This is a genomic window from Palleronia aestuarii (genome assembly GCF_003253995.1).
Lineage (GTDB): Bacteria > Pseudomonadota > Alphaproteobacteria > Rhodobacterales > Rhodobacteraceae > Palleronia > Palleronia aestuarii.
On sequence record NZ_QKZL01000044.1, the window covers coordinates 1 to 13,743 of the forward strand.

At 61.3% G+C, this 13,743-nt stretch carries 12 protein-coding genes and 6 pseudogenes; 13 read left to right on the forward strand and 5 right to left on the reverse strand.

Annotation, left to right across the window (positions count from 1 at the left end):
* The 4 genes and pseudogenes from LX81_RS20605 to LX81_RS23000 form a co-directional block, all read left to right on the forward strand.
* A pseudogene (locus LX81_RS20605) lies at positions 1-268 on the forward strand (IS5/IS1182 family transposase); the annotation flags it as partial.
* A 73-nt stretch (positions 269-341) separates the two neighbouring features.
* Positions 342-590 (forward strand): hypothetical protein, encoded by a 249-nt coding sequence (locus tag LX81_RS20610; RefSeq protein ID WP_146259505.1) that lies wholly within the window; start codon positions 342-344, stop codon positions 588-590.
* A 299-nt stretch (positions 591-889) separates the two neighbouring features.
* Positions 890-1,045: pseudogene (locus LX81_RS20615) on the forward strand (IS110 family transposase); the annotation flags it as partial.
* Positions 1,031-1,357: pseudogene (locus LX81_RS23000) on the forward strand (IS5/IS1182 family transposase); the annotation flags it as partial. The pseudogenes LX81_RS20615 and LX81_RS23000, both read left to right, overlap by 15 nt.
* 55 nt (positions 1,358-1,412) lie before the next feature.
* Here the strand turns inward: LX81_RS23000 and LX81_RS20620 are convergent.
* Together LX81_RS20620 and LX81_RS20625 are read right to left on the reverse strand one after the other, a co-directional pair.
* Positions 1,413-1,592 (reverse strand): annotated as a pseudogene (locus LX81_RS20620) (IS3 family transposase); the annotation flags it as partial.
* Between the two features lie 172 nt (positions 1,593-1,764).
* Complete coding sequence (locus LX81_RS20625; RefSeq protein WP_211322848.1) at positions 1,765-3,234, reverse strand: amidase; 1,470 nt, start codon at positions 3,232-3,234, stop codon at positions 1,765-1,767.
* On the opposite strand from LX81_RS20625, the gene LX81_RS20630 reads away from it, so the two are divergent.
* The 6 genes and pseudogenes from LX81_RS20630 to LX81_RS20655 all read left to right on the forward strand — a co-directional run.
* Positions 3,233-4,432 (forward strand): ABC transporter substrate-binding protein, encoded by a 1,200-nt coding sequence (locus LX81_RS20630; protein WP_211322849.1) that lies wholly within the window; start codon positions 3,233-3,235, stop codon positions 4,430-4,432. The two genes, LX81_RS20625 and LX81_RS20630, sit on opposite strands and share 2 nt — an antisense overlap.
* A gap of 60 nt (positions 4,433-4,492) precedes the next feature.
* On the forward strand, positions 4,493-5,374 hold the full coding sequence (locus LX81_RS20635; RefSeq protein WP_111539155.1) for a branched-chain amino acid ABC transporter permease: 882 nt from the start codon (positions 4,493-4,495) through the stop codon (positions 5,372-5,374).
* A complete protein-coding gene (locus LX81_RS20640) occupies positions 5,371-6,327 on the forward strand; it encodes a branched-chain amino acid ABC transporter permease (protein ID WP_111539156.1) in 957 nt (318 codons plus the stop codon). The genes LX81_RS20635 and LX81_RS20640 overlap by 4 nt, the downstream gene beginning before the upstream one ends.
* Positions 6,302-7,018 carry an ABC transporter ATP-binding protein gene (locus LX81_RS20645; RefSeq protein WP_111539157.1) on the forward strand — a complete coding sequence of 239 codons (717 nt, stop codon included), beginning with the start codon at positions 6,302-6,304 and terminating at the stop codon, positions 7,016-7,018. The genes LX81_RS20640 and LX81_RS20645 overlap by 26 nt, the downstream gene beginning before the upstream one ends.
* Positions 7,018-7,734, forward strand: coding sequence for an ABC transporter ATP-binding protein (locus LX81_RS20650; RefSeq protein ID WP_234822775.1), 717 nt, complete (start codon positions 7,018-7,020; stop codon positions 7,732-7,734). Before LX81_RS20645 ends, LX81_RS20650 begins: the two co-directional genes overlap by 1 nt.
* Positions 7,735-7,741: 7 nt before the next feature.
* Positions 7,742-8,029: pseudogene (locus LX81_RS20655) on the forward strand (transposase); the annotation flags it as partial.
* Between the two features lie 130 nt (positions 8,030-8,159).
* On the opposite strand, the gene LX81_RS20660 reads toward LX81_RS20655, so the two are convergent.
* The 3 genes from LX81_RS20660 to LX81_RS21990 form a co-directional block, all read right to left on the reverse strand.
* Entirely contained in the window at positions 8,160-9,299 is a 1,140-nt protein-coding gene (locus LX81_RS20660) for a reverse transcriptase domain-containing protein (protein ID WP_505804919.1), read from the reverse strand.
* Positions 9,296-9,505: a hypothetical protein gene (locus tag LX81_RS22615; RefSeq protein WP_211322851.1), complete on the reverse strand. Its 210-nt coding sequence runs from the start codon at positions 9,503-9,505 to the stop codon at positions 9,296-9,298. The genes LX81_RS20660 and LX81_RS22615 overlap by 4 nt, the downstream gene beginning before the upstream one ends.
* A 564-nt stretch (positions 9,506-10,069) precedes the next feature.
* On the reverse strand, positions 10,070-10,603 hold the full coding sequence (locus LX81_RS21990; protein ID WP_146259506.1) for a hypothetical protein: 534 nt from the start codon (positions 10,601-10,603) through the stop codon (positions 10,070-10,072).
* A gap of 815 nt (positions 10,604-11,418) precedes the next feature.
* On the opposite strand from LX81_RS21990, the gene LX81_RS20675 reads away from it, so the two are divergent.
* The 3 genes and pseudogenes from LX81_RS20675 to LX81_RS20685 all read left to right on the forward strand — a co-directional run.
* Positions 11,419-12,501 carry an acetamidase/formamidase family protein gene (locus tag LX81_RS20675; RefSeq protein WP_170134072.1) on the forward strand — a complete coding sequence of 361 codons (1,083 nt, stop codon included), beginning with the start codon at positions 11,419-11,421 and terminating at the stop codon, positions 12,499-12,501.
* A 269-nt stretch (positions 12,502-12,770) separates the two neighbouring features.
* A pseudogene (locus LX81_RS20680) lies at positions 12,771-13,399 on the forward strand (IS5 family transposase); the annotation flags it as partial.
* A gap of 63 nt (positions 13,400-13,462) precedes the next feature.
* On the forward strand, positions 13,463-13,743 hold a 281-nt coding region (locus LX81_RS20685), incomplete at its 3' end, for a transposase (protein ID WP_211322852.1).

Below are 13,743 nucleotides of genomic sequence, written 5' to 3' on the forward strand. Positions count from 1 at the left end.
CAAACCATGGAAGAAAGACAGCCCGGGGGCAGGTGCGAGAAACGAGGCCCTGCGCGCCATCAAACGCTTCGGTCGGACGCTCTGGAGAAGGTGGTCCGGCTACCACCGTCGAAGCCGCGTCGAGACCAAGATGAACTGCATGAAGCTCCTCGGTCAGAAGCTCATGTCCCGCGACTTCGACCGCCAGACCGCCGAACTCCAAGTTCGCATCGCCATCCTCAACCGCTTCACCGCCCTCGGCATCCCCGTCACGCAGCCCGTCGGCTGACCTCAAACGAAGAAAGGGGAAGTCCCTCCGTCAGGAGATTTGCGCAACAAGGCGGTTCTCACCGCAGAGCACGATGTCCGGCATGTTGCTTGCCGTTTTTCGCCCTTGGTTTGAACGCTGCGCCAGACTCTGTGCCAATGTCGACCGGCTCATCGCCGAGCACGGCAGGATCGCGGCCGGTGTCGCACGACGCAAGGCTTTCGCGGTGATGCGGCAGAAGGGCGATCGAGCGGATGACGAATGGTCTGTGGTGCAGCTCGTCAAAAGACGTCTCGGCATCTACCGCCAGCCTGATACTGCGACGCGATGGCTCGAGCGGTAAGGATACGGTCGCGTTGGATGCGATTTACGGACGACGGGTTTCACCTGCGAGGACGCAAGATCTCTGGCTGAATGCTGGCAGGCAGGTCATGGAAGGGGCCACGAGTTCGGCGTTCTTCAAGCTTGCCGTAGGATCCCGGGCGGACGCGGACCTCTGCTCGCGCCTCAAGTGATCCCCGAGCCGCCGAGCTGACCAGCAGGATATGTACCGTATTGTCGCCATGCCTCGATGGTGTCGCCCCCCCCTACGGCATCCGATGTGCCAAGGTGGGTCAGCGAAGACCCACGGGAGGAGCGGTCATTTCGAAAATTATCACGGTCGGGCTCGATCTGGCGAAGAATGTGTTTCAGCTGCACGGGGCGGATGCCTCGGAGCGAGCGGTACTGCGCAGGAAGCTGCTGCGCGCGCAGGTGCTCGAATTTCTGGCCGGGCTTCCGTACTGCACGGATGCCATAGCGAGCCGTGAAGCAGAAGCCATCATCCCACCCCCGCGCAACGCCAAGCCAAGGAAAAAAGACAGCCCCGGCGCCCTTGGACGAAACGAAGTCCTGCGCGCCATCGGACGCGTGGGCCGCACAATCTATCGTTGCTGAAGCGGCTACCACCGCCGCAGCCACGTCGAGACCGAGATGAACTGCATGAAGCTTCTGAGCCAGAAGCTCATGTCCTGCGGCTTCGATCGTCAGACCACCGAGCCCCAGGTTCGCATCGCCATCCTCAACCGCTTCACCTCACTCGGCATCCTCATCACGCAGCCCGTCGACTGACAGCAGTCAAGGAAAGGGAACCTCCACCCTCCATACGCTTCGCGCGACAGAGCCCTCGCTCGGTCTTCAGCCCGCCGAACTTCGTTCGCAACCAGTAGTAGGTGAATTGCGTCGGCCCGATCGACTGCACCGTCTCGGCCACCGATCGGCCTTGCGATCCCAGCACGTCCACCCGCCTCAACTTCTCGACGATCTCTTCCGGCTTGTGCGCTCCGACGGGGTATCGATCCCTGATCCGGCTCAGATCTGTCCCATTCTTTCGTCCTCCATCTGGCTCAAGAGCCTACTTCAGGGAGGAACACTTCTTAGGGGGCAGGCCACTTCCATACTTCGTATCAGCCTGCTGGCCCCACGCTTACGGAACGGTAAAACTGCCTGAAACGCTGACTACTATGCGCGTTACTGCTTCAACCTGCATGACTGATTGCCTCCCCGATTGAAGCCACCAGCCCGTAGAGCGCGTGATCGGTATTGGGAGCAGCCATAATCTGCAGCCCGACAGGCAATTCATCTGACCGGTGAACTGGAACCGATGCCCCGCACAGACCGAGATAATTTCCCGGTTGGCTGTTGCGCGAGAGATCGACAGCATGGCGATAGGCGATCTCAGCGTCATCGAAATCTGAGAGAGGGGGCGCCGTAATCGCCGCAGTTGGTGTAAGAATGGCATCAACATCCGTCAACTGGTGCGCCGCTTCTGCCATTGTCGTCTGGCGTTCCCATTCAAGGGATAGGATCGCGTCCCCAGTCACTTCCAGCCCGGCATCAATCCGGCGCCGGATAACAGGATCCACCAGGTGACGACTCGCTGCGTAGCGCTCTCGCCCCAAGACGGCGACGGCTGAAGCGCCCAAGACGGCGGGGAAATATGACTCCCGGTTCCGGGCTCCGGAAAGCACGTTCATTTCCCGGATCGAAGCGCCGCGCATTCGGAGCGCCTCTAAAGCGCGCTCGAAGGCGCGCTCCACGGCGGGCTCCAAGCCATCGAGAAAGTAATCACGGGGAACGGCGAAGGTGGTGCGGTCCAGACGAATTGCCGTCGGTGTGATCCCGTCGATCGCCGCGGCGACGAGAGCAGCGTCGTGCGGGTCTCGCATCAGGAGGCCAGGTGTGTCGAGATGCCGGACGAGGGGAAACGCACCATCCGCCGACCAATGCCCCTGGCTCGGCTTTATGCCCGTCGTCCCGCACAGTGCGGCCGGAACTCTCACCGATCCGCCCGTGTCCGAACCGATTGCGAACGCACACAAGCCAGCAGCGGCCGCGACAGCGGAGCCAGAACTCGATCCACCCGGGATACGTACCACATCCCCGTCGCAGGGATTGCGAGGGGTGCCGTGCGGCGACGAGACACCGGCGATTCCGAGGGCGAACTCGACTGTACGGGTTTTGCCTAAAAAGACGCAGCCCAGGTCCCGCAAGCGGCGGACGAGCGGCCCCTCGGTGTAACCCACGATGTCGGACACGTCGAGATCCGTGCCGGCGCCGGTAGGCATCCCGTCGACTACGAAGAGGTCTTTGATCGCGATGGGCAGGCCCGCCAGAGGCCCGGGATCGCGGCCCGACGTGAGCGCCCGGTCGACCCTGTCCGCATCGGCCAGAGCCGCTTCTGCCGCCTCGTACCTATACGCACCCAACCCGGAATTTAGCGCTTCGATGCGGGCAAGATAAGCTTCCGTCGCGGAGCGGGATGTGGTCGTTCCCGCTCGCAACGCTTGTTCAAAGGCCAATAATCCATCGGCGAGGGGATCGGGAGGGAGGGTCATATTGAGGGTCTCGCGTTTCTGCGGCCCAGGTTTGACATTCTCCCGGACACTTGCTCTTATCCTTCTTAACCGGTGGGAAAGCCGGACTTCCAGCAGCGAGACGATGATCATGAGAGCGATGACGACCGTTACCTCGGCCGTGGCGGTGGCTGCGGGCCTCGTGGCTCCGGCGGCCCACGCCGAAATCAGCATTGGAGTCGTGAACTCCCTCTCCGGGGCCTTCGCTACATTCGGAGAGCGGTATCGCGACGGGATGCAGGTGGCGCTCGATGAGATCAACGAGAACGGCGGCATCGATGGGGAAACCGTCAGTCTCGTGGTTCGGGACGATGCCTCCGAAGCCCGCAACGCGATCACATCGCTGGAAGAACTGGGTGGGATGGACGTTCCGCTGGTGCTGGGCTCCTACGCTTCCTCGATCACCGGGCCAATGGCTCAGATCGCCAACCGGCGCGAAGTGCCCCTCGTGGTCTTGGGCAGCGCCGACGACGCGATCACCAAGCCGGGGTCGGAATGGGTGTTCCGCGCCAAGCACAACACCACCATCATCGGCGAAACCTATTTTGATTTCTTCGACGCCATGCGCACGGCGCATCCCGACACTGAACTCCAGAGCGTCGGTATGCTCTATGGCAACAGCGCCTTTCCCACCGCCTTGGCCGAGATTGCGCGGAGCGAGGCCGAGGAGCGTGGATACGAGGTGGTCGCCGACAATTCCTACGACCAGGGGGTGAGCGACTTCCGACCGATCCTGAATAATTTCCTGTCGGCCGAACCCGACATTCTGTTCTTGGTCAATTACGCCGACGACGGCATCGCGATCATCCGGCAGATGGCCGAGGTCGGCCTGTCGGCCAGCATCATCGCAATCGACACCGCGGCGGCGCTGCCGGCATATATCGAGCAGACGGGGGACTTGTCGGAGTACGTCGTGACCGCCGTCGACTGGTCGAAGGACGTGCAGTACGAGGGTACGCAAGACCTCTACGAGCGATTAAAGGCCCAGTCGGGGGCCGAGCCCTCGTTCTACGAAGCCGAGGGGTACCTGGCCCTGATGGTCGCAGCCGAGGCTCTGCGTCAGGCGGGCTCAACCGATCGGACGGAGGTTCGCGAAGCGCTGGACGGGATCTCGGACTTCCAAACGCCCGTGACCAGCGTCACCTTCGAGGATTACGACGGCTTTCAGAACCAGAACCCGATCCAGGACCTGATCCTGCAGATCCAGGACGGGGCGCACGTCACGATCTATCCCGAGGAGCTGAGCGCGGGCGATCCGCGCTTCCCCGTCCCCGCCTGGTCCGAGCGGTAGGCGTCCGGATCCCCGGGGGGCAGCCGCCCCCTGCAGGTTTATGGAAACGGGGAGAGTGTCTTGGACACGACGGCCTTTCTGCAGAACGTCTCCAACGGGTTCCTGATTGGGGGCGTCTATGCGCTGATCGGGATCGGCCTTACCCTCGTCTTCGGGGTCATGCGGACGATCAACTTCGCCCATGGCGACTTCACCGTCTTGGGCATGTACGGGGCCGTGGCCTTCAATTCAGCAATCGGCTGGGACCCTTATGCCGCACTGATCGTTGCGGTCCCGGCGGCGTTCATCGGGGGCGTTTTGATAGAGCGGTTCGTGCTCTCACGGCTGGTTGAGGCCCCGCCCGAGACGACGTTGCTGGCGACGCTGGGCCTATCTCTCATAATCGGCAATTGCCTACTCCTGATCTGGGGCCCTGAACCGGAATCGGTCAATGTGCCCTATGCCGCCACCACCCTCGCGGTCGGATCCGTCCGGGTGTCGGTCGTCCTCCTGGCGGCGGGACTTATGACCCTGGCGGCGATCACGGCGCTTTGGCTGTTCCTGTCGCGCACCGAGACTGGTCGGGCGGTCAAGGCGACGGCGTCGAACCGGCTGGGCGCGGAGCTGGTGGGGATCGACACGCGCCGGATCCATTCCTTGGTCTTCGGGCTGGGAACGTCGCTGGCCGTGATCGCAGGGGTGGCCCTCATCCCACTCCTCTTCGCCAATCCGACCAACCTCGGCCCAATCTTCACGCTCAAGGCGTTCGTGGTGACCGTTCTCGGGGGGCTCGGGAACGTCTGGGCGGCGATCGCGGGGGGGCTCATCCTGGGGATCGTCGAGGTTTTGGGAACAGCATACCTGGCCTCCGAATACCGCGACGCCTATGGCCTGATCGTTTTCCTGGCGATCCTGCTGTTGCGTCCCGAAGGCCTCTTCGGACGGACGACGAAGCGCGCATGAGCCGCGTCTGGATCATCTTCGCAGGGCTTGCCGTTCTGGGTCTCGTCTATCCCTTCGCAATGCCCGGCATGCTATCGGTGGCGGTCACGGTTCTACTCTTCGCCGGTTGGGCCACGGCTTGGGACATCGCCGGCGGCTGGTGCGGCCAGGTCAGCCTCGGCCATGCAGCCTTCGTAGGGCTGGGCGCTTATGTCGTCGCCCTGGGCCAGGTCGAACTGGGTGTCCCGCCCTGGTTCGGCCTTCCCGTGGCGGCAGCGCTCGCGGCGGGGCTGGCCTGGTGTTGGGGGCGACTGACCTTCTCCCTCGCGGGGCCGTACTTCACCCTCTCCACCATTGCGGTGGCCGAGATCCTGAGGATGGTTGCGATCAACGAGGACTGGCTGACAGGCGGGGCGATCGGCGTGTTCATCTCGACCCTGCCAGAGCCGTTCGGGATCGACTTGTTCTCCCGCGAGGCCCAGTACTGGATGGCCCTGGCCTTTGCGCTGGGCACGATTGCGCTCGTGGCAATCCTGTCGGAGCGTCGGTTTGGCTACAGAATGCGTGCCGTGCGGGAGGACGAGAATTCCGCCATGGCGGCGGGGATCGACCCTACGGCAACGAAGCTGCATGCCTTCATGCTATCGGGGGCCCTGACCGCCGTGGGAGGCGGGATCTACGGGATCTTTCTCTCCTACCTTGAACCGCACGTCATGTTCTATCTGTTCCTGTCGGTGCAGATAGCCCTGACCTCGATCATCGGCGGGCGGGGCACGGTGTTCGGCCCCGCAGCCGGTGCGGTGCTGCTCGTGGGGGCGGGGGAAATCTTCCGCACCACCTTCGCGCAGGCCAATCTGCTCATCTACGGCATCCTCATCCTGATCGTCGTGCTGTTCTTTCCCCGGGGCCTCGTGGCCGAACTGATCCGCGGCGTCGCACGGAGGCGGTATGCCCAATCTACTCAAGGCGAATGACCTGACGGTCCGGTTCGGGGGACTGACCGCGGTGGACTCCGTGGAACTGTCCGTCGCGCCCGGTCAGGTAGTGGCGCTGATTGGGCCGAATGGCGCCGGCAAGACGACCTGCTTCGACGCGCTGACCGGTTTCGTGCAGCCGGATGCTGGACGGGTGGAACTGGAGGGGCGCGACGTGACAGGCCTGCCGCCTTTCGAGCGGACACGGTTGGGCATGGCACGTACATTCCAGACCGAACGGCCCTTCGAGGATCTGAGCGTGCTGAGAAACGTGCTCGTCCCCGCTTTTCTGCGCCATCCCGGACGAGCGGAGGCCGAGGCCGTGGCTCGCTCAGCGCTGCACCGGGTGGGATTGGCTGATCGCGCGGATCAACCCGCCTCAGACCTTAACTTGGCGCGTCGGCGGCGGCTCGAACTGGCCAAGGCGCTCGCGTTGGAGCCCCGGATCCTGTTTCTCGACGAGGTCATGGCAGGGCTGAACCCTCCGGCACTGGCAGAGATGATCAAATTCCTGCGCGACCTGTCCGGCGAGGGCATGGCGATCGTGCTCGTGGAGCACATACTCGAGGCGGTGATGCAACTCGCCGATCATGTCGTGGTCCTCGCCTCTGGCGCGGTAATCGCCGAGGGGAAGCCCGATGCGGTAACGTCGGATCCTGCGGTGATCGAAGCCTATTTGGGGACGGAGTGATGGACGAACCGATCCTCGACGTCCGTAACGTCGATCTGGGCTACGGCGCGCTGACGGTCGTGTACGGGGCATCCTTGTCTGTCGGTCCCGGGGAACTGGTGGGGCTGGTCGGAGGTAACGGCAGCGGCAAGTCGACGATCCTTCGCGCGGTGTCCGGGATGATCGGCCAAAAGAAGGGCGAGATCCGCTTCGACGGGGAGCGGGTTGCAGACAGTCGCCCCCACCGCATGGCCCGCCGCGGGCTCGCCCATATCCCAATGGGGCGTCAGCTCTTCGGCGAGATGACGGTGCGCGACAACCTCCTCCTGGGCGCGACCCTGCCCGAGGCCCGGGCGAAGCGGGACCAAACGCTCGCCGAGGTGGAAGCGCTCTTTCCCGACCTGGCCCGGTTCTCGGAGGCGCGCGCGGCCGAGCTCTCGGGTGGACAGCAGCAAATGGTTGCGATCGCGAGGGGTCTCATGCTCCGGCCGCGCATGTTGCTAATGGACGAGCCCAGCCTCGGATTGGCCCCGATCGTCGTAAAGGAGGCCATGCGGGCGATCCGCAAGGTGGCCAATACCGGCATGCCGATCCTCCTTGTCGAGCAGAACGTCAAGCAGGTCCTCGACATCGCCGACCGCGCCTATGTGCTCGAGAACGGGCGGATGGTGCTGGACGGTACGGCGGAGGACCTGCGCGGCGACGACCGGGTCAGGCGGGCCTATCTCGGGATCTAAGGCTAACGACCTGACCGAGGAGGATGTCCTGGCCTACATGACCTTCCCCCAGCAAAACCGGGCGAAGCTGCACTCGACGAACCCGATCGAGCGCCTGAACGGGGAGATCAAGCGGCGCACCGATGTCGTCGAAAACTTTTAGAACGAAGCCTCGATCCGTCGTCTGGTCGGCGCAATCCTGATGGAGGAGACTGAGGAATGGACTGTCCAACGCGGCCGCAACGTGACGCTGGAAACCCTCGCGCCGGTCTGCGACGATGCCATCGTTAGCCCGCCTGCCGCGCAGACGAGCTGATCAGCGCGGCAACGCCGACATCTGTCGCGCCAGCCAAGAGCTACACCATGCCGTGGGACACGATCGCCGACTTTCGCTGCGGCTCTGTCGAATGTCCGCTGTGCCCAGAATGCTGCCAAATCCTACAAGCTCAGTGTGATAGTTTCGCAGGTATTACTCGCGTAAGGTCGAACATATTTGCTATTGAAGGGACGCCAAGTATCATTGCCTTGGTCTGATGATCGGCCTTCCCAAGCTGCCTAACGATTACGCCGTGGTAGTCTGCGATCTGTTTCGCGACGTATACGTCGAGATGCTCGAAGGGCTGACGTTGATTGCAAAAGGCGAAGGATTTTTGCCATCCATAGATGCGCTCACCTAAAGTGTGTAAAACTGCGCTCTGAGACTGCTTAGGGTTTAAAGCGGTTCCCTTCGCCAGCGCCTCCTTGATCGTACTTTTCGAAGCTACAAGCGTCTCTCTAACGACTTCCTTCATGTTTTCGATAGACTTTGCGCTGGGGACGCACCGCTTGGGTTGGAGTGTGCAGCTGAGGAAATTGATGGAATTGTTACACTCGCCTTGCGCGGCCTTTTCCGAGCCATCTGCGGGTGTGTAAAGACCGAAGCCAAAGTCTGCCAAGGTTTTCTCGGCATACGCCTTCGCGGCGTCGATAGATGAATGGTCTGCACCGACCATGAGAATGTCGTCGATGTATCTCACTGCCGTCACGCTCATGGTATTCAATTTCTGATCCATGTCGTAAAGCAACACATTTCCCGAGAAGGCCGAAAGAGAAGACCCCTGGGCAACACCGATTCCGCCCTTCGGAAACAGATGCGCGTAGCCCAAAAGTTCATCTTTATTCGCCAAGTGAACCTCAAGAGCCCTCGCGAACAGGTCAACGAATGCTTCGTCTCCGGTTTCTCGCCGAAGGATGTTAATTACCTGGTCTGTCGGGATCTTGGTAAAAAATGCCTGAATGTCGGATTGAAAGTAGAATTTTGCGCCGCCGTCGATTGCTGCCATGATTGTCTCGATGGCGGGGCGAACGCCGCCATGAGGGTAGATCAGCCCTCCCACCCCATACTTGGATCGGTTGACGTCGTTGACGCGCCCCAGCCTTTCGTCGCGAATTGTCTCGTATCGAGTGTCCGGGTCGCGAAGGTCAAGCGCCTTCCTTGGCTGTAGAACCTGTAAGATTGCCCGCTGCACGACGCGGTTCTGGATAGTGGATATTGCGATGGGCCGAGGATCTTTGCCCGTTGCAAGACGCCTGCGCTTGTCCTTCAGGACGCCTTCGACGGGATCAAAGAAAACTTGCCCATGCGCAGTTGACTAATGATGCGCCTTAGATGGCGCTGATGAGCATGCTCGAATTCGGAGGCTTTGCCGCGAATATCGGCATTGCCTGAGGTCAGAGCGCTGCGCTTGACATGTCGCCAGGCTGAAAAAATGTTTTGTTCGCTTCTGACTTCTTCGAATAGCGTCTTCGCCATTTTCTTCGCTCGGGTCCTCCGCTCATACAATCCCGACCGTTGACGGACACCCATCCTCTTCGCACGGCATGGCCGCGACGACAGACACCTCAGCGGCAACAGCCACCTTGGCGAGGTCTCCGTGGCGCACGATCCTCATGGACAGGTCCAGCTTCACGTCGGACGCCATGGACACCGTGGACATACCACATATAGTGGTGACGCAACGCAAGTTGGTCAAGAGGGCCGATATCACTCAAGATAGAGATCGATGAAGCGGTTCGACACCGGCGGCTCAAACCCAACATTTGCTAAGATATTGCTGTATAACCGGAAAGGGCCGGGCCTCCCTCTCGTTGAGGACTTTGACCCGCCGCACCGTCGCAGGCCGGCTTAGAGCCCATCTTGCCGATGCTGCGCATCGCATGACTGACCGCTTGGGCAGACCATACCGCGGATGCAGCATGATGTTTCACATGGCTTTAGATACGCCCATTAAAGCGTTCGGGAAACCCATAAGGGCGCTATTGCAACAAATGTGCCGTTTCGCTCGGCTGTTTCATATGGGCGCAAGCAATCGTTCCATCAATCAAACTTCGGCAAAGGATGCCTGATTAGTTTGGTATCGATCTTATGCAGCTTAGCGAAATCGCGGAGGTGCCCGGGCAACTCCGTCTGGGTTATGAGAATGGCACGGACTGGAGCGGTCTTTCGAGCGTCCGTGGCCGCAGCTACGGCACGATACTTAATGCACTGGTAGAGTCCGCGTTCCAAATCAGCAAAATTCGAAATATGAGACTTCACCTCGACGCATACCGTCTCCTCTGGTCCTTGCAGGATAACGTCAACACGATCCCCAGATAACAGAATGACCTCCGTAGACGCTCCGTAGTCCGCACAGTGCCGATCAATTGCGCCGGGGTTCGCCATCGCCCATAGGCGAAGCTCCCTGTGAGACTTACCCTCGCCACCTCCAATTTCGTCCTGCTCAACGGGCGTAACTCGATCTGGTACTGCGATAGAGCCAAAAACGTTTTGAATCACCTCATTCCATCCCTTGAAGGCGTAGACTTCACTAATCGCGCGATCGCAGTGCTTGCTCCAAAGTTTCGGGCGCATCGACTATGCATCCCTTTTTGCAAGTGCCTTCTTTCCAAACCACTGTGCGAGATAACTACCGGCTCCATTTCCTGGGTAGCGCGTATCCTGTCGGACAAGGAGAACGTTTAGTAGTGGCGCATCTGGGTAACATTCATGGATACGATCCATTAGGTCGCCTGCGGGCAAACCCATTTCCGTAAAAAAGGATTTTTGAGAACGGACCAGCGGCTTCAAATATCTCAGCTGCCCGGCCATAGGTCAGCGCAGAGCGTTCCGCAGCAGCTCGGACGAGCAACCGGGCAAGCAGCGGAGTGCCGTAGCGCCTAAGATTTTCATGCGTTGGACTGTAGACCATATTTTCCTCGCTTGGCTCCGGAACCATACGGTGAGGATGAGACCTTGGGAAACGCTCGTAAACCGAGCCACTCGCAAAAATTGAGACGACCGCTGATTTTCGTTCCAAAAGTACACCGGGCTGCAACGGACTTTCGCCCCAGCCGCAGCGAACTCACACCTTGCCCCGCAGAGTGTGAGTTCGGCTTCTCCTCAATCTTGCGGCTGCGGCGAAGGTCGGGTTCGGCGAGCCGCGCCGTGGCATCGAGAGCAAAGGTCAACGGCAGCTAAGGTCCCAGCCTGAGTCGCTGCCTTGCCGAAACGAGCGCACTTATCGGGCATCGGGATCGACCATCGATGCTTTCTTCGGCGCCCGCTCCGAATGCCTGGATCACGCTCGCCGCCCGGGTTGTGACCCTTGGTCGCACAGCCGAAACGAGAGCAGCCCCCGGTGTAGCCCGATGGCGCTCGATCTTTCACCCAGAACGGAGAACCCGGACATGCATCCATTATCGAAGCGGATCACGCACGCTGCCGCCTGCCTTCTGTCGGTCGCGCCTTCCGGTGTCGCTTTCGCTCAATCAGGCCCCTCCGAGCCCGATCATGTCCTCGCCGCGACCCCTGAGACGGTCCACTGGGGGTATTTCTCCCCTGACCTCGATCCGGTCCTGACCATCGCGTCCGGAGACGTCGTCCGCGTCGAAACAGTGACGGCGGTGGGCTTTTCGAAGGAGGATCCCGAAGGCGCGGTGGAGCGGCTTGGCCTCGAGCCCGTCGATGCGGTCGCCGATCTGATCGATATTCTCGCCGAGGTCGAGAACGAAGGCGTACATATCCTGACCGGGCCGATACGGATCGAGGGTGCGGAAGTCGGGGACGTGCTCGAAATCCGCGTTTATGACGTCGCGGTCCGCTCACCTTTCTACGGAGTGAACATCTCGAGGACCACCGGTGGCGCACTGCCAGACCTCGTCCCCGACGAGGGCTACGAGAGGGTCTTCGACATCGATGTCGAAACCGGCAGCATCGCATTCAACGAGTCCATAGAACTACCCCTGGCGCCGTTCATGGGCATCATGGGAGTTGCCGCGTCAGAGCGAGTGTCCTCCGTGCCGCCTGGGCGCTATGGCGGCAACATGGATCTCAAAGAGATCGTCGCAGGAACAACGCTCTATCTGCCTGTACTGATTGAGGGCGGGATGTTCTCAACGGGGGACGGCCACGCGGCGCAGGGCGACGGGGAGGTAAACCTCACGGCGGTTGAAGCTCCGCTGACGCTCACCGCGGAGTTCATACTGCACAAAGATATGGAGATCGGCTTTCCCAGGGTGGAGACGCCATCCCACTACATCTCGATGGGGCTCGATCCGGACCTCAACATGGCCGCCGAACTCGCCGTGCGCGAAAGCATCGACTTCCTGGGGGCGGAGTTCGGGCTATCGACGCTCGACGCATACTCGCTCACGAGCCTCGGCGTGGATCTCGAAGTAAGTCAGATCGTGGATCAGACCAAGGGTATTCACGCGATGATTCCCAAAAGTCTCTTCACGGATCTCGAGGACGATTTCTGGGCAGCGGAGTAAGAATTGCCAGGCCTTGGGAACCCGAAACAAAGCAAGGCGGCGCTGCCGCTCCGCGATCCAATTCTGCCGTTCGCCTTTGCGAGCGGGCATAGAGAAACCCTGGCCACCCGCAAGGGCGACCGGGGTGCTGCATCTGATCTTTGCCCTCCAGCGGCTTTGTTGCGCAAGTAGCGGCAAGCCCAGACTTCCCCTTTCCCCGGACGCACGGCTCTGTTGCAGAAATCCTGTGACGGATTCATCTCGTGGATCAATAATGGTAGCTGGGCTGCATGAGCAGACCGACACCCCCGACCTACAAGACCAGGAACTGGCCAGCCTATAATGAAGCGCTCAAGAGCCGGGGCTCGCTGACGATCTGGTTCGATCCCGAGATGGGCTGGGATGCCGCTCCGACAGGCAGGCGTGGCCGACGGCAGACCTACAGCGACGCCGCCATTCAAACCTGCCTGTCGATAAGGGTGCTGTTCGGCATGGTCGACATCAATGCGCCATCGGTTCGAGCACGATGTCGACGCGGCAGACGACTGGGTTTGTCGAAAGCCTGTTGTGGTTGGTCGGCCTCGACTGGTCGGTCCCTGACTTCAGCACGCTGTCCCGCCGTCAGAAGACGCTGGCCGTGGCCATCCCGTATCGCGGATCGAAGGGCCCGCTGCACCTGCTGATCGATAGCACCGGGATCAAGGTCGAGGGCGAAGGCGAGTGGCACGCTCGCAAGCATGGTGGTCCCAAACGACGGGTCTGGCGCAAGATCCACCTCGGGATCGACGAGGAAACGCTGGAGATCCGAGCCGCCGAGGTCACCGGGAGCCACATCGGAGATGCGCCGGTACTGCCCGACCTGCTGGACCAGATCCCGCCGGAGGTCGAGATCGGCAGCGTCACCGCAGACGGTGCCTACGGCCTTGTTGCAGAAAGCCTGCGTGGGATTCACATCGTGAGTCCAGCGACATAGCTGTCCGGCATGTCCAAGCCTGCGCCCACCCGTTGCCGCACCCTGAACGGGTCGAGTTACTACGCGTCGCTGCGTGAGCGCGGGTCTCTGACGGTCTGGTTCGACCCGGGCATGGCTTGGCACGCGGCGCCTTCGGGCAAGCAGGGGCGGCAGCAAACCTTCTCGGACGCGGCGATCCAAGCGTGCCTGACCATCAAGGTGCTGTTCGGCCTGCCGCTTCGCCAGACAACGGGCTTCGTGGCGAGCCTGTTGAAGCTCATGGGGCTCGACTGGTCGGTGCCGGACTACTC